The sequence below is a fragment of the Amycolatopsis sp. NPDC049253 genome (assembly GCF_040678995.1).
GTDB lineage: Bacteria > Actinomycetota > Actinomycetes > Mycobacteriales > Pseudonocardiaceae > Amycolatopsis.
Map to the genome: position 1 here is coordinate 13933 of NZ_JBFAQX010000003.1, position 18620 is coordinate 32552.

Consider the following 18620-nt stretch of genomic DNA (forward strand, 5'->3'; position numbering starts at 1 on the left):
TCGCCGGCCCGCGGCCGCGTGGGTGGGGCTCCCCGGTCTAGAGGCGCCGGAGGACCGCGACGACCTTGCCGAGGATGGTGGCGTCGTCGCCGGGGATCGGCTCGTACGCCTCGTTGTGCGGCATCAGCCAGACGTGGCCGTCCTTGCGCTTGAACGTCTTCACCGTCGCCTCGCCGTCGATCATGGCGGCCACGATGTCGCCGTTCTCCGCGGCGGGCTGCTGGCGGACCACGACCCAGTCGCCGTCGGTGATCGCGGCGTCGACCATGGAGTCGCCGGTGACGCTGAGCAGGAAGAGCTCACCCTCGCCGACGATCTCGCGCGGCAGCGGGAACACGTCCTCGATCGCCTGCTCGGCCAGCACCGGGCCACCGGCCGCGATCCGGCCGACCAGCGGCACGTACGCCGCCTTCGGCATGGACGGCTGCTGGTCGATGTCGATGCCCATGGGGTTGTCGTCCGTCGTCGAGAGCACGCCCACGGCCCGCGGCCGGTTCGCGTCGCGGCGCAGGTATCCCTTGCGCTGCAGGGCCCGCAGCTGGTGGGACACCGACGAGGTCGACGTGAGCCCGACGGCCTCGCCGATCTCGCGGACGCTCGGCGGATAGCCGAACCGGGCCACCCAGGTGCGGATCACGTCCAGCACCTGCTGCTGCCGCACGGTCAGCGTCTCGTCCACGTCGTAGACCTCGGGCAGGGCCGTCACCTTGCCCGAGCCACCGGGCGTGGTGCCCGCCTTGCTCTCCTTCGCCACTGTGTGTCCTCTCCCCACTGGGCGTCGCCTCCCAGATGTTTCACGGTCGCCTCGCCGGCGTCCCGCGTGTTCCGCGTGCGCCGGCCGGCTCCCGCGGACGCGGGTGCCCTCGCCGGCGACATCTGCCCGGCAGATGTCCTGGTCACCGACGTTAGCCCACCGAGCGTGACGATTTCAAACATCTGTTCGATCGACACGCCGTGTCCTCTCGATTTTGTCGGTGCGGGGTGGTAGACCTTCGCACGGACGTTCGATAGAACGCCTGTTCGACCTGAACCGCATTGTCGCCGGTGAGAGCACCGGGCCGGGCTCGGATCGAACCGATCAGCAGGTCAGAAGGAGGTTCGCCATGTCGATTCTGGCAGACCGCGGGATCGTCCGCCCGCTCCGGCCCGTCCGGCAGGCCGCCGCTCCGGCTCGGGTTCCCTCGGGTCCCCCGATCGGTCCCACGGCACCCGTTCGCGGCACGCGCGAGCGCCGTGGCGAGCCGCTGCGGCCGCCGACGCGCGCCCGGGTGGTCGCGGGGCGGCGGATCGCGCCGGCCACGTGCGCCGAGCCGCGCCGGCCCGCCGTGCGGTGGCCGTGGCTCGCCGCGATCGCCGTCGCCGCCTGTCTGGTGGTCACCGTTCTGGGTGTTTTCGGGTCCGGCACGCCGGGTGGCGCGGTTCCCGAGCGCACGGCGTCGGTGTCCGTGCAGCAGGGCGACACGCTGACCGCGATCGCCGCCCGGTTCGCGCCCGACGCGGACCAGGCCGCCGTGGTCGACCGCATCAAACAGCTCAACCACCTCGACGGCGCCGTCCTCGTGCCCGGGTTGCCGCTCACCGTGCCGGTCTCGTCGGAGGTGGCCGGGTTCGGTTCGTGACCGTCGGGATGCGCTCGATCGCACCTCGAATCGGTGCCTTCTTCACCCGCTTGTGTCGCTTGCGTGGGCCGTCCGGGCAATCTATGGTCAACCCCTACATCTGGTAGTTACACCGCTGTAGTTGGTCCACAGGTAGGGGTAGACTGGAGACCAGTTGTCCACAGCTGGGCGGTGTTCACCCACCGGTTGTCCACAAGTCGATCACCAGGCACGGGTCCGTGCGGGGTGGTCGTGGTCCAGGCCGTAGCGTGGCGGCAGGGGCCGGCGTGGATGGACTCGGCCGGCGTTGAGGGGAAGGTGATCGGCGGATGAGGTGCCCGTTCTGCCGGCATGCGGACTCTCGGGTCGTCGACTCCCGAGAGGTGGATGAAGGACAGGCGATCCGGCGGCGGCGCTCGTGCGCCCAGTGCGGCCGGCGCTTCACCACGTCGGAGACGATGGTGCTCGCCGTCGTCAAGCGGTCCGGCGTCACCGAGCAGTTCAGCCGGGACAAGGTCGTCAACGGCGTGCGGCGGGCCTGTCAGGGCCGGCCGGTCGACGACGACGCGCTGCAGAAGCTCGCGCAGCGCGTGGAGGAGTCGATCCGCTCCGCCGGTCTGGCGGAGATCCCGAGCCACGAGGTCGGTCTGGCCATCCTCGGTCCCCTGCGGGAGCTCGACGGGGTCGCTTACCTCCGGTTCGCCAGCGTCTACCGCTCGTTCTCCTCGGTCGAGGACTTCGAGAAGGAGATCGCCGACCTGCGGGAAGCCATGGCGGGTACTGCCGCGGAAGAAGGAAGCGAGCGCGCCGGAGACGACTGAGTGTCGCCTGCGCCGCGCGGGAGCGAGGGACGAGACCCGATGACCGAAACCGTGGGAACCGGCGCGGCGGCCGCCGGCCGGAGCAAGAAGAAGGCCAGCGGCGGTCTGGCCGTCAAGCGGGTCTTCACGACCGAAGGCGTGCACCCGTACGACGAAGTCGCGTGGGAGCAGCGCGATGTCGTGATGACCAACTGGCGCGACGGCAGCGTCAACTTCGAGCAGCGGGGCGTCGAGTTCCCCGGGTTCTGGTCGGTGAACGCCACCAACATCGTCACCAGCAAGTACTTCCGCGGCGCCGTCGGCTCCCCGCAGCGCGAGAGCAGCCTCAAGCAGCTCATCGACCGCGTGGTGAAGACGTACGTGAAGGCCGCCGCGGACCACGGTTACTTCGCCGGCGCGGGCGACCTGGAGATCTTCGAGCACGAGCTCACCTGGATGCTGCTGCACCAGGTCTTCAGCTTCAACTCGCCCGTCTGGTTCAACGTCGGCACGTCCTCGAAGCAGCAGGTCTCGGCGTGCTTCATCCTGTCGGTCGACGACACGATGGAGTCGATCCTGAACTGGTACCGCGAGGAGGGCCTGATCTTCAAGGGCGGCTCCGGCGCGGGCCTCAACCTCTCCCGCATCCGCTCCTCGAAGGAGCTGCTCACCTCCGGCGGCACCGCGTCCGGCCCGGTCTCGTTCATGCGCGGCGCCGACGCGTCCGCGGGCACCATCAAGTCCGGCGGCGCCACGCGGCGCGCGGCGAAGATGGTCGTGCTCGACGTCGACCACCCCGACATCGAGGAGTTCATCCAGACCAAGGCACGCGAAGAGGAGAAGATCAAGGTCCTCCGCGACGCCGGGTTCGACATGGACCTCTCCGGCGCGGACATCGCGTCGGTGCAGTACCAGAACGCCAACAACTCCGTGCGTGTGTCCGACGAGTTCATGCAGGCCGTGGAGAACGGCACGGAGTTCGGGCTGCGCGCCCGCCTCACCGGCGAGGTCATCGAGCGCACCGACGCGAAGAAGCTGTTCCGCACCATGGCGCAGGCCGCGTGGGAGTGCGCCGACCCGGGCGTGCAGTACGACGGCACGATCAACGACTGGCACACCTGCCCGGAGTCCGGCCGCATCAGCGCGTCGAACCCGTGCAGCGAGTACATGCACCTCGACAACTCCAGCTGCAACCTCGCGTCGCTGAACCTGCTGAAGTTCGTGGCCGACGACGGCACGTTCGACGCGCCGCTGTTCGCGAAGGCCGTGGAGTTCGTGATCACGGCGATGGACATCTCCATCTGCTTCGCCGACTTCCCGACCGAGCCGATCGCCGACACCACGCGCAAGTTCCGCCAGCTGGGCATCGGGTACGCCAATCTCGGCGCGCTGCTGATGGCGCTGGGCCACGCGTACGACTCCGAAGGCGGCCGCGCGCTCGCCGGCGCGATCACGTCGCTGATGACCGGTGTGTCGTACCGGCGCTCGGCGGAGATGGCCAAGGTCGTCGGCGCGTACGAGGGCTACGCGCGCAACGCCGAGGCGCACCAGCGCGTGATGCGCAAGCACGCTGCGGCCAACGAGCTGGTCCGCACGTACCACTCCAACGACGCGGCCGTCCGCGCGCTGGCCACCGAGGAGTGGCAGCGCGGCATCGAGCTCGGCACGCGCCACGGCTGGCGCAACGCGCAGGCCTCGGTGCTCGCGCCCACCGGCACCATCGGCTTCATGATGGACTGCGACACCACGGGCATCGAGCCGGACTTCTCGCTGGTGAAGTTCAAGAAGCTCGTCGGCGGCGGGTCGATGCAGATCGTGAACCAGACCGTGCCGCGGGCGCTGAAGGTGCTGGGTTACCAGGACGAGCAGGTGGAGGCGATCGTCGAGTACGTGGCGCAGCACGGCCACGTCGTCGACGCGCCGGGCCTGCGTCCGGAGCACTACGAGGTGTTCGACTGCGCGGTGGGCGAGCGCTCCATCGCGCCGATGGGCCACGTGCGGATGATGGCCGCGGTGCAGCCGTTCCTGTCGGGCGCGATCTCGAAGACGGTGAACATGCCGGAGACGGCGACCGTCGAAGAGGTCGAGGAGATCTACTTCCAGGGCTGGAAGCTGGGCCTCAAGGCGCTGGCGATCTACCGCGACAACTGCAAGGTCGGCCAGCCGCTGTCCACGGCGAAGAAGAAGGAAGCCGAGCCGGAGCCGGAGAAGGTCGTGGAGTACCGCCCGGTGCGCCGCCGCCTGCCGAAGAAGCGCCCGAGCCAGACGGTGTCCTTCACCGTCGGCGGCGCCGAGGGCTACCTCCACGCGGGCTCCTACCCGGACGACGGCCTCGGCGAGATCTTCGTGAAGCTCGGCAAGCAGGGCTCCACGCTCGCGGGCGTGATGGACGCCTTCTCGATGTCCATCTCCGTCGGTCTGCAGCACGGCATCCCGCTGGAGTTCTACGTCTCGAAGTTCTCCAACCTGCGCTTCGAACCGGCCGGCATGACGGACGACCCGGACATCCGCATCGCCACCAGCGTGATGGACTACCTGTTCCGCCGGCTGGCGCTCGACTACCTGCCGTACGAGAAGCGTTCGCAGCTCGGCATCTTCACCGCCGACGAACGCTCCGCCGAAGTGGAATCCAGCTACGGCGGCGGCCAGAACATGGACCTCGAGGCCCTGCGCACCAGCGTCGACTCCACCCCGGCCTCGGCTCCTTCGGCCCCCGCTCCGGAACCGGCCACCTCGGACGCGCACTCCACGGCCGAACTGATGGAACTCCACCTCGGCAAAGCCGCCGACGCGCCCTTGTGCATGACGTGCGGCACGAAGATGCGGCCCGCGGGGTCGTGCTACGCCTGTGAAGGGTGTGGGGCTACATCGGGTTGTAGCTGATCGTTCTGAAGTGGTGAAGCGGGGAGCCGGGTTTCCGGCTCCCCGCTTTGCTTTGCCGGTGCCGGATTTCGCCACAAGATCTCCACACCTCCTCCGTTCCGTGCGCACATCGGTGCGACAGCATCGGGCGCGTGGAGTGGCTCAGGGAGTTCAGGGAAGAAGCACAGCGGCGGCGGGTACGGCCGGAGCCGGAGTGGGGGCGCGGGGCGCGGCTGGACCCCGCGGTGGTGCGGAGTGTGCAGCGGTTTCAGGTGGGGGAGTCGGGGGACGGGGCCAACCTGATCGCCAAGGCGGATCCGCGGTACCGGCCTGCCGTCGAGTTGTTCGTGGTCGAGGAACAGAATCACGCGCGGCTGCTGGCCGAGCTGCTGCGGGCCGCGGGGAGTACGACGATCCACCGGCACTGGTCGGACGCCGCGTTCGTCTGGCTGAGGCGGGCGCTCGGGCTGAGGCTGGAGCTGATGGTGCTGCTGATCGCCGAGGTCGTGGCGCTGAGCTACTACAAAGCACTGCGGGACGGGACCGGTGACCCCCTCACGCGGGAGGTCGCGGCGAGGATTCTGGCGGACGAGGAGCGGCATGTGCCGTTCCACTGTGATCAGCTCCGAGGGGCTTTCCCCGGGGCGAAAGGAAAACTCGTCGCCGGCGGGTGGCGGATCCTGTTGCTGGGGGCGTTGTCCGTCGTCCTCGTGGATCACGGGCGGGCGTTGAGGACGCTCGGGGTCACGCGGCTCGCGTTCGCGGCGGGGGTGCTGGGGCGGTTCGAGCAGGTGGTCGTGGAAGTCCACGGTGGACGGACGCACGTGGTGTGCACGAGGCCGTTCACGCGCCGGGCGCGGCCGCGGGGTCTGCTCTGACCCCCAGTGAAGCGAGGTGCGCGCGCAGCACGTCCCGGCACACGTCGGGTGTGGTGGCGTCCGGTTGGAGGGCCGAGCGGAACGTGAGGCCGTCCAGCAGCGCGGCCAGACGTTGGGCTTCCAGGTCGGCCACGGCGGGCGGCAACCGCAGGGCCTCCACGATGCGGCGGGACAGGGCCAGCGTGCCGCGCATGGCTTCGTGGGCCAGAGCGGTCAGGTCGGTGTCCACGCGGGCCGCCACGAGGAACTCGACCAGCACCGTGGCTTCGGCGCGGCGGGGGGCGTCGAGCGGCAGCAGTTCGGCCAGGAAGTCGGTCAGCTGGGAAGCCGCCTCGTCGGGCGTCAGCTCCGAGAGGGGCCGCAGCGCGCTGCGGCGGTGCTCCAAGCGGGCGGTGACCCGGTCGATCGTCGAGCGCATGGCGAAGCGCATCAGGTCGCGCTGGCCGTCGAAGTAGTGGCGGACGGAACCGATGTTCAGGCCGGACTCCGCAGCCACCGAACGCAGCGACACGGCCGGCAGGCCGTCGCGCGCGGCGAGGCGCAGCACGGCGTCCGCGATGTCCGCGCGCCGCTGCTCACCGTCCACCTGCTTGGGCACTGGACCTTTCTATCACACCTGTGATACCACTGTTTATGTCACAGGTGTGATAGAAAACGAGGTGGGAGACGATGGAGACGGTGCTCAACCTGCTGCTGATCCGGTTCGGCCTGATCGCCGCCGGGCTGGTGGTGCTCGGCCTGGTGGTGTTCGCGGTGGTGGTCACGCTGCGACGCCGGGGAAAGGGCCACCACGTGACGACCGCGGCGCGGTTCGCCGCGCGCGTACTGGACGAGCGAGGGGCCCGGCGTGGACTCGGGAGCCGCGTGGCCAGGGAAGCGCTCAACCGGTTCGACGACCGGTGAACGGCGACGAGCTGCTGCACCACCTGCTGATGGACCTGCTGGTCAAGGGCCTGATCGGCCTCGGCGCGGTGGTGGTGCTGGTGATCGGCGCCGTCGTGATCCGGCGCAAGGCGGGGAGGTGAAGGGGGCGCCGGTCAAGGCGCCCCCACCACGTCAGGACAGCCGCGACCACAGGAACTCGAACACCAGCGCCCACTTGAACGCCAGCTGTGCGTTGTCCGCCGCGCCGCCGTGGCCGCCCTCGATGTTCTCGTAGTAGCGCACGTCGTGGCCCTGTTCGAGCATCCGCGCCATCATCTTGCGGGCGTGGCCCGGGTGCACGCGGTCGTCCCTCGTGGACGTCGCGAACAGGGTCGGTGGGTACATCCGTCCCTTGTGGACGTTGTGGTACGGCGAGTACTTCGCGATGTACTCCCACTCCTCGGGCACGTCCGGGTCGCCCCACTCGGCCATCCACGACGCACCCGCCAGCAGCAGGTGGTAGCGCTTCATGTCGAGCAGCGGCACCTGGCTCACCACGGCACCGAACAGCTCCGGGTACCGCGTGAGCATCACGCCCATCAGCAGCCCGCCGTTGCTGCCGCCGAGGATGCCGAGCCGTGCGGCCGTCGTGATGCCCCGCGTGACGAGGTCGCGAGCGACAGCGGAGAAGTCCTCGTAGACCTTGTGGCGGTTTTCCTTCACGGCCTGCGCGTGCCACTCCGGCCCGTACTCGCCGCCGCCGCGGATGTTCGCGACCACGTACGTGCCGCCGCGCGCGACCCAGCCGCGGCCGATGACGCCGCTGTACGAGGGCGTCAGCGAAACCTCGAAGCCGCCGTAGCCGTTGAGCAGAGTCGGGCCGTCCTGCGCGCCGGGCGGGCGCACCACGAAGTACGGGATCAACGTGGCGTCCTCCGACGTCGCGAAGTACTGCGCGACCTCGATCCCGGCCGTGTCGAAGAACCCCGGCGCCTGCTTGAGCACCTCGACCTCGCCGCCCACCTCACCCCGGCTCAGGGTCGACGGCTGCAGGTAGCTCGACGAGTCCACGAGGTACTCGTCGCTCTCGTCCGGGTCGGTGCCCACGATGTCCGCGCTGCCGAACTCCGGCGCCCCGCCCAGCGGCGCCTCCGTCCAGCCGTCGGGGCCGGGCGTGAGGGCGACCAGCTCCGTCTTCACGTCACGCAGCTTCGCGAGCAGCACGTGGTTGCGGGTGAACGTGTAGTACTCGAGCGAAGTGTGCGCGTCCGGCGTGAACAGCGCGGTGAAGTCCCGCTCGCCCGCCAGGAACGCGTCGAACCCGATCACGAGCAGCGCGCCGGCCGGGTGCACCGTGGCGCCGACGGTCCACGGCGTGCGCGGCTGCACGAACAGCCACTCGCGCTCCACCGACAGCTCCACGTCGTCGGGCAGGTCGAGCTTCTCCATCCCGGACGGCGTCCGCAGGAACACCTCGGTGCGGTAGAAATCGATCGAGCGGTGCACGAAGTCTCGCTCGAACCCTTCGGTCGGGTCGTGGAACGCGACCACCGCGACGTCGTCGGGCTTGCCCTCGAACACCGGCTCCGCCGAGTCGAGCGGCGTGCCGCGGCGCCATTCCTTCGTCAGGCGCGGGTAGCCGGAGGTGGTCAGCGTGCCCGGGCCGAAGTCGGTGCCCACGTACACGCGGTCCTCGTCGATCCAGCCGACGCGGTTCTTCGCTTCGGCCAGGAAGTAGCCGCCTTCGACGAACTCGTGCGCGTCCAGGTCGAACTCGCGCACCACCGTCGCGTCGGCGCCGCCGCGCGAGAGCTGCACGAGCCCCAGCCGGTGGCCGGGCCGCAGCACCGCGGCGCCCTTCCACACCCAGTTCTCGTTCTCGGCCTCGGCCAGCGCGTCGACGTCGAGCAGCACCTCCCAGTCGGGCTCGGCCTTGCGGTACTCCTCGAGGGTGGTGCGCCGCCACAGCCCGCGCGGGTGCTCGGCGTCCTGCCAGAAGTTGTAGAGCTTCGGCCCTCGGCGGGTCACATAGGGGATGCGCCCGCCGGCGTCGAGCACTTCGCGGATCTCGTCCCGCAGCGCGGCGAAGCGTTCGCCGGACGTGAGCACGTCCAGCGTCTCGGCGTTGCGCGTGCGGACCCAGTCCAGTGCCTCGTCGCCGGTCACGTCTTCCAGCCACAGGTACGGATCTTCGACACTCATGGCCCCAGTCTCGCCGCCGGGCGGGGGTTCCGGCCACCCGTCCGGCGTTCCCGTTTCGTGATCCCGCCCGGCCGGGTGCTCCGTATGCTGGAGCGCGCTGGTGACAGGGGGAGCGCACTTGAGCGAAAACGCGGGCGGGGTGCCGTCGAGGGAGCCGGCCGGGCCGCCGCCACCGCCGCCGATGGCGGCCCGGCCACCCGCCGTGAACCCGTGGGCACCGATTTCGCACGGTCCGCCGCGCCGCCGTCACGGCGGGGTCGTCGGCGGAGTCGTCGCGCTCGTGATCCTGGTCGCCACGGCCGGCGTCATGACCGCGGTCCCGCACGAGCTGTCCGGCCACGCGATCGCCGTGCCGACCTCCGTGCACCGCTCCGACGCGTCGCCGGGCGAGGGAGCCCGGGCCGATCCCCACGCGGTGCCCGAGCTCGAGAACAACCCTATCCTGGCCGACGGCGTCAAGCTCGGCGCGGTGTCGTGCGAGCTGCCGCAGCTGGGGGACACCGGGCCCGAGCTGTCGGCGTTCTACGAGGCCCTCACCGGCTGCCTGGAACAGGCGTGGCACCCGGCGCTCGACCGCGCGGACGAGCCGAGCGTCAAGGTCTCGGTGTCCGTGACGCTGCCGAAGGTGAGCGCGTGCGGGGCGGCGCCGTCGAAGGACCAGGCCGTGGCCTACTACTGCGGCGGCGACACCACGATCTACGCCCCCACGGACTGGATGCTCTCGGACGCCGGGCTGAACCGCTCCCGCCACCTCGCGACCATCGCCCACGAATACGGCCACCACGTGCAGAGCGAGAGCGGCATCCTGACCGCGGCGGCCGACCGCATGAGCTCACCGGACCAGGACAGCCCCGCCGACCTGGCGCTGGTGCGGCGCATCGAGCTGCAGGCCAACTGTTTCGGCGCGCTGTTCATCGCCGCCGCCGAGGGGCGCGGCTCGATCAGCCGCGCCACGGCCAACGCGGCCGTCGCCGACTACGGCCGCGCCGACGACAGCGACGACCACGGCAGCCGCGCCCACCAGCTGTCCTGGGCGAAGGCCGGCTTCACGGGCCAGAACACGGCTGCGTGCAACACGTGGTCGGCGCCGGCCGACGAGGTCAGCTGACCTTCCAGCCCGGGTCGCGTCCGAGCAACCCGATCAGCCGGTCGAGTTCGCCGGCGCCCTCGGGCACCTCGACCAGCGCGCCGAACGCGCCGCTCACCGCGCGTTCGGCCGGGTCGGTGGGCACCATGGCGGCGAAGCCGAGGGCGGCCGTCACCCCCTCCTGCACGGGCTCGTACGCCACGCCGAAGGTCTTCGCGAGGTCCCAGCCGTGCACGACCGTGTCGACGAGGTGCATGGCCGCGGCGATCTCGGCGGCGAACGGGCCGATCTCGTGGATCTTCACCTGGCGGCGCAGCGCACCCTCTTCGCCGTACGCGGCGAGGAAGTCGTCGACCGAAGCGGCGTAGGAGCCGTACGCGTCTTCGCCGAGGCGCCCGGCGTCCCAGTCGGCCGCTTCGCCGCGGCGCAGGGCTTCGGCGAAGGCGTGGTTTTCACTGACCTGGTGGCGCAGCAGGTCGGCCAGCGTCCAGCCGGCACAGGGGGTGGGTCGGGAAAGGTCCTGGTCAGTGGCTCCGGCCACGATTTTGTCGAGGACGAGCAGAGACTGGCGGTCGAGTTCGAACGTGGTCATACCCGGACGCTAACCGCCTCAGCGGACCAGTTGAAGGTCCAAAACCGGCCGAACTCCGGTGGACCAATCTAGGCTGGCGACGTGGACCTGCACATCGACCTGAACGGCCGCCGAGGCCACCGCGACGAGATATACCGCCAGATCCGCGAGGCCGTGCTCGACGGCCGGATCCGCGACGGCGACGCCCTGCCGCCCACGCGCGACCTGGCCCAGCGGCTCTCCGTCTCGCGCACGACCGTCAGCGCCGCCTACGAGCGCCTCGCCGCCGAGGGTTTCCTCAACGCCCGGCCCGGCGCGGGCACGTTCGTCCGGTCGGGTGCGGCGCCGTGGCCCGCCGAGCCGGCGGCCGAGCAGTCCGAGGAGGCCGTGCGCCCGCGTCCGGAGTGGACCACGGTGCCGCCCCCGCCACGCTCGTTCGGGCCGGTGGCGGAGTACGACTTCCGCTCCGGCGTGCCGGACGTGCGACTGTTCCCGTTCGACACCTGGCGCCGCCTGATGACGCAGCGGCTGCGCGCGTCGCAGGCCGATCTGCTCCTGTACGGCGCGCCGCAGGGCGATCCGCGGCTGCGCGAGGGCCTCGCGCGCCACCTCGGGGTGTCGCGCAACGTCCGCGTGCGGCCGGAGGACATCGTTGTCACGACGGGAGTCCAGCAGACCGTGGACCTCGTCGCGCGAGTCCTGTTGCAGGCCGGGGACCTGGTGGCCGTGGAGGATCCCGGGTACCCGCCGCCGCGGCTACTGCTCGGCACCCTGGGCATGCGCGTGGCGGGCGTGCCAGTGGACGACGAGGGGATCGTCGTCGAGGCGATCCCGGCCGGCACGCGGGTTGTGTACGTGACGCCTTCGCACCAGTGCCCGCTCGGCGTCGCGATGTCGTTGGCGCGGCGGCAGGAGCTGCTCGACTGGGCCGAGCGCACGGGCGCGGTGATCATCGAGGACGACTACGACAGCGAGTTCCGCTACACCGGACGGCCGCTGGAACCGTTGCACAGCCTGGATTCCCGCGGCCGTGTGGTGTACGTGGGGTCGATGTCGAAGGTGCTCTCGCCGGCGTTGCGAGTGGGGTTCCTTGTCGCGCCGCCGTCGCTCGTGGGCGCGCTCGCGAAGGCGAAGTACCTCGCCGACTGGCACACGCCCGCGCTCGAACAGGCCGTGCTGGCCGACTTCATCGACGAAGGTGGCTTCGCGCGCCACATCCGGCGGATGCGCAAGATCTACCGCGAACGCCACGACCTCCTCGTCGACGGCCTGCGCAGCGAGTTCGGTGACGTGCTCGACCCCGTACCCGCGGCGGCCGGGCTGCACTTGGGTGCTTCGGCCGACCGTGATCTGCGCCTGGTCGCCCGCAACGCGCGCGACGCCGGCGTGCGCCTGTTGTCCCTCGGCGACTTCGCGATGACCCGAACCTGCCACGGATTGCTGTTCGGCTACGGTGCGATCGCGGCCGAGGCCATCGAGCCGGGACTGGCCCGGCTGCGCCGGGTGTTCGACGAGGGAGTGCGATGACCGACGACGTGATGGTGGCGATCGACGCGGGCCTGCGCAAGCACATCGCGGGCGACCGCGTGGGCGCCCGCGAGACGTTCCTCGCGCTGTGGCAGGAGATCGGCGAGGACGGTGACCCGCTGCACCGCTGCGCGCTGGCCCACCACCTCGCCGACGTCTGCGACGAGCCCGCCGAAGAGCTCGAGTGGGACCTGCGTGCCCTCGCCGCCGCCGATTCCCTCACCGACGAACGCGCGCAGCAGTACCACTCGACGCTCGCCGTACGCGGCTTCTACCCGTCGCTGCACCTCAATCTCGGCGAGGACTACCGCAAACTGGGTGACCTCGACGCCGCGCGCCGGCATCTCGCGTCGGCCCGGGAAAAGCTCGACGCGCTGGGCGAGGACGACTACGCCGCCGGCATCCGCGCCGCGCTGGAAGGCTTGGCAGAACGGCTGGTGTGAGCACTCCATACCACGGGTGAACGCGGCTCGCCGGACTTTCGCACTCGGCACCCGGGCCCTAACCTGGTGTGACCCAACTCGACGAGGAGAGGGGAACACCATGCGGATCGCGGATCTGCTCCGGACCAAAGGCACCGCTGTCGCCACGGTGGCTCCGGGGACCACGGTGACCGAACTGCTCGCCGGGCTCGCCCGCCACAACGTCGGTGCCATGGTGGTGGTGACACCCGAAGGCGCCATCGCGGGGATCGTGTCCGAACGCGACGTCGTGCGCCGGCTCAACGACCACGGCCCGACGGTCCTCGACGGTCCCGTCGCGGACATCATGACGAAGATGGTGGCCAGCGCCGGGCCCGACGACTCGGTCGACGAGCTGAGCGTGCTGATGACCGAACGCCGCATCCGGCACGTGCCCGTGCTCGAAGACGGCCGCCTCGCCGGCATCATCAGCATCGGCGACGTGGTGAAGTCCCGGATCGAGCAGCTCGAGAAGAGCCAGGAGCAGCTCGAGGCCTACATCGCGCAGGGTTGAGGGTCATTCCCGCCAGCCGCTGAGCTCCACCCCCTTGGCGACGTCCACGCGGTAGGCGAGCGTGACCGTCCCGGTCGCACCGGGCGCGAGCGTGAGCCGCCACGTGAACTCGCCGAGGTCGGTGGTCTCCACCGGGTCGGGCGTTGCGCGCACGTCGCGCACCGTGATGGCTTCGTCGCGGGAGACGGGTGCCTGGTCGAGCACCGTGACCGCGGCTTCGCGCGGGCTGTGGTTGGTCACCGTGATGCGGTACTCCGCTTCCCGGCGGCGCTGGCCCGACAGCGTGGCCTTGCTCGCCGTGCGCCGCACGAGGTCGCGTTCGACGCGGATGCGGTCGTCCACACCGAGGGCGAGCTCGATCTCTTCGCCCGGAGCCCACAGGTCGAGCCGGGTGGTGCCGACGAACTCGGTGTCGTGGAAGACGGACGCGCGCCCGGCACGCAGCGTGTGCTCACCGGTGTTCACCACGGTTGCGCGCAGGTATGCCTCCGTTGCTTGCACAGGTGCGGTCACGTAGCCGAGCTCGGCCGTCAGATCGAGCTGCGCCAACGTGGTCCGGTGGCCCTGCGAGCCCGACGGGATCGCGACCGGGCGCGACGGCCGGTAGGTGACCGCGGTGGTGCCCTGCTCGGCCTCGGCGAACACCGGGGCCATGCGCCGCAACGAAACTGCCTTGTCCCGCACGGCGGCGCTGCCGGGCGCGGCCGCGGCGAAGGCGGCCATCGGCCGGGCCGGCGGGGCGGGCTGCACGCGGTCGAGGAACCACGGGTCGAGCTCGGGCACCACGACGGTGCTCGCGGGGCGAGCGGTCGACAGGGCGAGCTCGCACTCCGGCCAGTCTTCGCCGGTGTGCTGGCTGACCAGGCCGAAGGAGGTCACGGTGACGTCCGTGTCGTGCACGCGCACGTCGTAACCCGGCTCCCAGCTGGCGCCGGGGACCACATAGGACAGTTCGACTTCGATCTCTCCCGCGTCTTCCTGCGGTTCGAGATCGACGGTGACACTGGCACTGTCCTGTTCGGACTGCGCGCTGTGGTTCGCGATCCGGCGCTCCAACGCCGCGAGGTCCTCGCGCATCCGCTCGAGGCGTTCGGTGAGCGCCCGGCGGGTGCGCAGCGCGGCGGCGAGCTGGCCGCCGAGCGCTTCGGTGACCTCCTCGACGCGCGTCGGCCCCGCGACGCCCGACGCCAGCGCCTTCGCGAAGCTCGCCCCGCTGCGTTTCGCCACGCCCGTGAGCAGCTCGACTTTCGCGGCTTCGGCCGCTTCGTCGTCGGCGACGGCGTCGATCGCGGCCTGGTCCGTGCGCCGTTGCTCGACGAGCGCGTTGAGCGCGGGGTCGGCAGGCCCGGCGTGCTGCTCGTAACCGACGTCGACGCCGGTGATCAGCGCGGCGCCGGTTCCCGCGACGCGCACCGATTCCGCGTCGAGCGCCAGCGGCAGGCCGGTGATCCGCACGCGGGCGCCCTCGGCCAGGTTCGCCCGGCCGCGGCGGGTGACCCGCGCGTGCTGCGGATAAACGGTCACGGCGACGATCGGAGCATCCATGACTCCGACGTTAGTCGGTTGACGGCGGACGCGGTTGCCGGAAGTGTCGGGGTGATCGCCCGCTTCGTCCGGCTTGGGGGGTTCTGGTGGGAGCTGCTCGGATCGCGTCCGTGCTCGCTGCTGTGCTCGTGCTGCCGCTCGGAACGGGGGTGGCGCAGGCGGATCCGCCACCCGCACCGGTGTTCTCCGACGGGCAGGCGCAGCCGGTGTTCGACCCGGCCGACGTGGTGCGCGAGGACGTCTGGGTCACCGCACCGGTGGACAGCGACCACGACGGGCAGGACGACCTCGTCCACGCGCAGGTGGTCCGACCCCGCGCGACCGACGCCGGCATGAAGGTGCCGGTGGTCTACCAGGCGAGCCCGTACTTCGCGGGCGGCAACGACGTCGCGAACCACAACGTGGACGTGGAGCTGTCGGTGCCGGATTCCTCGCGTGTCGCCGCCGTCGGCGTCGGCCCGCACGCGGCGCCGCCGATCCGCTGGAGCTACCAGGATTACTTCACCGCCCGCGGGTTCGCCGTCGTGTACGGGGAATCCCTGGGTACGGGCCTGTCCACCGGTTGCCCGACCACCGGCGACGTGAACGAGACCGTGGGCGCGCGGTCGGTCGTCGACTGGCTCAACGGCCGCGCCCCGGCCCGCGACGAGGCCGGCGCGCCCGTGACGGCGGGCTGGAGCACCGGGCACACGGGCATGATGGGCGTGTCCTACAACGGAACCCTGCCCAACGCCGTCGCGAGCACCGGCGTCGCGGGCCTCGAGACGATCGTGCCGATCGCCGCGATCTCGAACTGGTACGAGTACTACCGCAACGACGGCGCGGTCGTCGCCGCCGGCGGTTTCCAGGGCGAGGACACCGACGTGCTGGCCGAGTACGTCTACACGCGGGCCGACCGGCAGATCTGCCGTCCGGTGATCGACGGGCTCACCGCCGATCAGGACCGGGTGACCGGCGACTACGGCCCGTTCTGGGACGTGCGCAACTACCGCAACGACGTGGGAAAGGTGCACGCGTCCGTGCTCGCCGTGCACGGGCTGAACGACTGGAACGTGAAGACCGACCAGGTCGCTTCGTGGTACGAAGCCCTGAAGGCGCACGGGGTGGAGCACAAGATCTGGCTGCACCAGTCGGGCCACGCGGACCCGATCTCACTGCGCCGTGACGTGTGGCTGACGACGTTGAACAAGTGGCTGTCGCACTACCTCTACGGCGTCGACAACGGCATCGAGCGCGAACCGAAGGCGACGATCCAGCGCGAGGACAAGTCCTGGGTCGACGAGGCCGACTGGCCCGCGCCGGGCACTCGTGACGTGCAGGTACACCCGTGGCCGGGCGGCCGCGCGAAGGGCACCCTCTCCGCCGTCGCCGTGCCTGGCCGCCCCACAGTGGAGGTCCTGGCCGACGACGCGTCGAAGACCGTGCAGCAACTCGCCGACGCCCCTTCGTCGGGCAACCGCCTGCTCTACGGGACTCCCGCGGTGAAGTCGCCGCTGCGCCTCTCGGGCACCGCGCGCGCCGACCTGCAGCTGTCGTTCGACCGGCCCGCCGCCAACGTCACGGTGGCCCTGCTGGACCGCGCCCCGGACGGCAAGTCCTTCGTGATCACGCGCGGCTGGACCGACCCGCAGAACCGCGTTTCGCCCGCGGTGACCTCGCCGATCGTGCCCGGGACTTCGTACCGCATCGGGGTTTCCCTGATGCCGAAGGACTACGTGCTGGCGACCGGGCACCGTCTGGAGCTCCTCGTGGCCTCCAGCGACCACGACTACACCCTCCGGCCGCGTCCGGGCGCCGGGCTGTCGCTGGACCTCACCCGCACGTCGCTGACGCTGCCGGTCACCGGGGGGAAGCTGGGCTTCTGAGCGACGGGCTGCGCTAGTCCGCGATCCCCGCCCGGTAGGCGAACGCGACGGCCTGCGCGCGGTCCCGCAGGCCGGCCTTGGAGAACAGGTGGTTCACGTGCGTCTTCACCGTGGCCTCGCTGACCACCAGCTCCCGCGCGATCTCCGTGTTCGACAGGCCCGACGCGATGAGGCGCAGCACCTCGATCTCGCGCGCCGTCAGGCCCTCGACCTCCGCCGCGCGCACGGGGGCCCGGCGCGTGGCGGCGTCGACGAGGCGGCGCTGCAGCTCGCCGTCCACTGTGGACTGACCGGCCGCGGCGGACCGCAACGCGCGCGCGATGGCCTCGGCGTCGGCGTCTTTCGTGAGGAAGCCGCGGGCGCCGGCGCGCAGGGCGCCGAGCAGGGACTCGTCGTCGGTGTAGGTGGTGAGGACCACGACCTCCGTCGACGGGTAGCGCTCGCGGACGGCCTCGGTCGTGGAGACGCCGTCGCGGCGGGGCATGCGCAGGTCGACGAGCAGGACGTCCGGGTGGTGCTCGGCGACGAGCTCCAGCGCGGCGTCGCCGTCGGCGGCCGCGCCGACCACCTCGACGCCGGGCAGCAACCCCAGCAACGTCACGAGGCCCTCTCGCACCACGGCCTGGTCGTCGGCCAGTACCACGCGCAGGTTCACGCCGGCACCGTCAGGTGAATCCGCCATCCGTCCTCTCCCGGCCCGCTGTCCAGTTTTCCTTCGAGCAGCGCGACCCGCTCGGCCATGCCGCGCAAACCGTATCCCGCCGCGGGCGCATCCGGCGGACGGCGGCCCTGGCGGTCGAGCACCGTCAGCTCGACGTGTGACTCCGCGAAGGCGAGCGTGACGTCCACCTCGGCTCCCGGCGCGTGCTTGCGCGTGTTCGACAGCGCCTCCTGCACGGCCCGGACGAGCGCGGTGGTCACACCGGCGTCGAGCTCCCGCGGCTCGCCCTCCACGACCAGGTCGGCTCGTGCGCCCGTGTCCAGGCGGTAGCCCGCGAGCAGGTCGGCCACGGCGCGCTGCGCGGGCACGGCGTCCTCCCGCAGCGCGGCGACGGCCTTGCGCGCCTCGGACAGCCCGTCCGAGGCCAGCTTCTGGGCGCGTTCGATCTGGGCGACGGCTTCGGGGCTGGCGCCGTCGCGCACGAGCATCAGCCGGGCGCCCTGCAGGTTGAGCGCGAGGCCGGCCAGAGAATGGGCGAGAACGTCGTGCACCTCACGGGCGATGCGCGCCCGTTCGGCCAGCGCCGCCGCGCGCGCGTGCTCCTCGGTGGCGGTCTGCGCGCGGGCCAGCGCGAGCTCCGTCTGCTCCAGCCGCGCCGCGCGGTCGCGCCGGCTCGCGGCGAGCAGGACCATCACGATGAGGATGGCGAACAGCGCGAGCGCGTTCAGCCAGTCGAGCCGGTGCACCACGGCCCACGCGACGATGGCGCCGGCGCTCGACATCAGCACCACGGCGGTCAGCCCCCGGCCGAACGTCCGCAGCGTGTAGAACGTCGTGCTGAACATCGCCACCGACATCCAGCTGTTCGGATCGAGCACCCACAGCGCCCCCGCCGCCGCGACCACCACCGGCATCGCCGCGGGCAACACCCACGCCGGGCGCGACGCCGGCGTCGCGGGCAGCAGTGGCGCCGACGCCACCAGCGTCACGCCGAACAGCGCCCACGCCCACCACCCGGTGAGGTACGGGATCGAGATGATCAACGGGAACACCACGAACCCCCACCGCACCCAGTCGGGCGCGCCGAGCCGCCAGCGGTTCCCGGTGGTCGTGGTGGTCATGTCCCTCCCCGTTGCTTGTAGGGAGAATGTACGGGAGGGCCTCTCGCACGGTGGGCTGCGAAGG

General features: G+C 71.1%; 18 protein-coding genes. 11 read left to right on the plus strand and 7 right to left on the minus strand.

Annotated features, from left to right (window positions below; translation table 11 throughout):
• Nucleotides 1-37: 37 nt before the first annotated feature.
• Nucleotides 38-754: a transcriptional repressor LexA gene (gene lexA / locus AB0K15_RS07585; RefSeq protein WP_364046754.1), complete on the minus strand. Its 717-nt coding sequence runs from the start codon at nt 752-754 to the stop codon at nt 38-40.
• Between the two features lie 349 nt (nt 755-1103).
• Here lexA and AB0K15_RS07590 point away from each other — a divergent pair, with 349 nt between their 5' ends.
• The 4 genes from AB0K15_RS07590 to AB0K15_RS07605 all read left to right on the plus strand — a co-directional run bounded on the left by AB0K15_RS07590 (nt 1104) and on the right by AB0K15_RS07605 (nt 6138).
• A complete protein-coding gene (locus tag AB0K15_RS07590; protein ID WP_364046757.1) occupies nt 1104-1619 on the plus strand; it encodes a LysM peptidoglycan-binding domain-containing protein in 516 nt (171 codons plus the stop codon).
• A gap of 308 nt (nt 1620-1927) precedes the next feature.
• Nucleotides 1928-2419, plus strand: a complete 492-nt coding sequence (gene nrdR, locus AB0K15_RS07595; protein ID WP_220238112.1) for a transcriptional regulator NrdR — start codon at nt 1928-1930, stop codon at nt 2417-2419.
• Between the two features lie 39 nt (nt 2420-2458).
• Entirely contained in the window at nt 2459-5281 is a 2823-nt protein-coding gene (locus AB0K15_RS07600) for a vitamin B12-dependent ribonucleotide reductase (protein ID WP_364046760.1), read from the plus strand.
• 122 nt (nt 5282-5403) lie between these two features.
• Nucleotides 5404-6138, plus strand: a complete 735-nt coding sequence (locus tag AB0K15_RS07605) for a ferritin-like domain-containing protein (protein WP_364047941.1) — start codon at nt 5404-5406, stop codon at nt 6136-6138.
• Here the strand turns inward: AB0K15_RS07605 and AB0K15_RS07610 are convergent.
• A complete protein-coding gene (locus AB0K15_RS07610; RefSeq protein WP_364046763.1) occupies nt 6104-6736 on the minus strand; it encodes a TetR family transcriptional regulator C-terminal domain-containing protein in 633 nt (210 codons plus the stop codon). The genes AB0K15_RS07605 and AB0K15_RS07610 overlap by 35 nt on opposite strands.
• Before the next feature lie 71 nt (nt 6737-6807).
• Here AB0K15_RS07610 and AB0K15_RS07615 point away from each other — a divergent pair, with 71 nt between their 5' ends.
• Nucleotides 6808-7041 (plus strand): hypothetical protein, encoded by a 234-nt coding sequence (locus AB0K15_RS07615; RefSeq protein WP_364046766.1) that lies wholly within the window; start codon nt 6808-6810, stop codon nt 7039-7041.
• Nucleotides 7038-7163 carry a hypothetical protein gene (locus AB0K15_RS07620; RefSeq protein WP_364046769.1) on the plus strand — a complete coding sequence of 42 codons (126 nt, stop codon included), beginning with the start codon at nt 7038-7040 and terminating at the stop codon, nt 7161-7163. The genes AB0K15_RS07615 and AB0K15_RS07620 overlap by 4 nt, the downstream gene beginning before the upstream one ends.
• Nucleotides 7164-7194: 31 nt before the next feature.
• Here the strand turns inward: AB0K15_RS07620 and AB0K15_RS07625 are convergent, their stop codons facing one another.
• Nucleotides 7195-9204 (minus strand): prolyl oligopeptidase family serine peptidase, encoded by a 2010-nt coding sequence (locus tag AB0K15_RS07625; RefSeq protein WP_364046772.1) that lies wholly within the window; start codon nt 9202-9204, stop codon nt 7195-7197.
• Between the two features lie 181 nt (nt 9205-9385).
• Between AB0K15_RS07625 and AB0K15_RS07630 the strand changes: the two genes are divergently transcribed.
• Nucleotides 9386-10312 (plus strand): neutral zinc metallopeptidase, encoded by a 927-nt coding sequence (locus AB0K15_RS07630; protein ID WP_364047943.1) that lies wholly within the window; start codon nt 9386-9388, stop codon nt 10310-10312.
• Here AB0K15_RS07630 and AB0K15_RS07635 read toward each other — a convergent pair.
• A complete protein-coding gene (locus AB0K15_RS07635; protein WP_364046775.1) occupies nt 10305-10883 on the minus strand; it encodes a TIGR03086 family metal-binding protein in 579 nt (192 codons plus the stop codon). The genes AB0K15_RS07630 and AB0K15_RS07635 overlap by 8 nt on opposite strands.
• A gap of 81 nt (nt 10884-10964) precedes the next feature.
• Between AB0K15_RS07635 and AB0K15_RS07640 the strand changes: the two genes are divergently transcribed.
• The 3 genes from AB0K15_RS07640 to AB0K15_RS07650 all read left to right on the plus strand — a co-directional run bounded on the left by AB0K15_RS07640 (nt 10965) and on the right by AB0K15_RS07650 (nt 13364).
• Nucleotides 10965-12389: a PLP-dependent aminotransferase family protein gene (locus AB0K15_RS07640; protein WP_364046778.1), complete on the plus strand. Its 1425-nt coding sequence runs from the start codon at nt 10965-10967 to the stop codon at nt 12387-12389.
• A complete protein-coding gene (locus AB0K15_RS07645) occupies nt 12386-12832 on the plus strand; it encodes a hypothetical protein (RefSeq protein ID WP_364046781.1) in 447 nt (148 codons plus the stop codon). The genes AB0K15_RS07640 and AB0K15_RS07645 overlap by 4 nt, the downstream gene beginning before the upstream one ends.
• A 100-nt stretch (nt 12833-12932) precedes the next feature.
• Nucleotides 12933-13364: a CBS domain-containing protein gene (locus AB0K15_RS07650; protein WP_364046784.1), complete on the plus strand. Its 432-nt coding sequence runs from the start codon at nt 12933-12935 to the stop codon at nt 13362-13364.
• Between the two features lie 3 nt (nt 13365-13367).
• On the opposite strand, the gene AB0K15_RS07655 is transcribed toward AB0K15_RS07650, so the two are convergent.
• Nucleotides 13368-14909 carry a DUF4139 domain-containing protein gene (locus tag AB0K15_RS07655; RefSeq protein WP_364046787.1) on the minus strand — a complete coding sequence of 514 codons (1542 nt, stop codon included), beginning with the start codon at nt 14907-14909 and terminating at the stop codon, nt 13368-13370.
• A gap of 86 nt (nt 14910-14995) precedes the next feature.
• On the opposite strand from AB0K15_RS07655, the gene AB0K15_RS07660 reads away from it, so the two are divergent.
• A complete protein-coding gene (locus tag AB0K15_RS07660) occupies nt 14996-16774 on the plus strand; it encodes a Xaa-Pro dipeptidyl-peptidase (RefSeq protein ID WP_364046790.1) in 1779 nt (592 codons plus the stop codon).
• Between the two features lie 13 nt (nt 16775-16787).
• Here AB0K15_RS07660 and AB0K15_RS07665 read toward each other — a convergent pair whose 3' ends face one another.
• On the minus strand, nt 16788-17429 hold the full coding sequence (locus tag AB0K15_RS07665; RefSeq protein ID WP_364047945.1) for a response regulator transcription factor: 642 nt from the start codon (nt 17427-17429) through the stop codon (nt 16788-16790).
• The gene (locus tag AB0K15_RS07670) at nt 17426-18556 is read right to left on the minus strand and encodes a histidine kinase (RefSeq protein WP_364046793.1); all 1131 of its coding nucleotides are present in this window, start codon (nt 18554-18556) and stop codon (nt 17426-17428) included. The genes AB0K15_RS07665 and AB0K15_RS07670 overlap by 4 nt, the downstream gene beginning before the upstream one ends.
• Between the last annotated feature and the right edge of the window lie 64 nt (nt 18557-18620).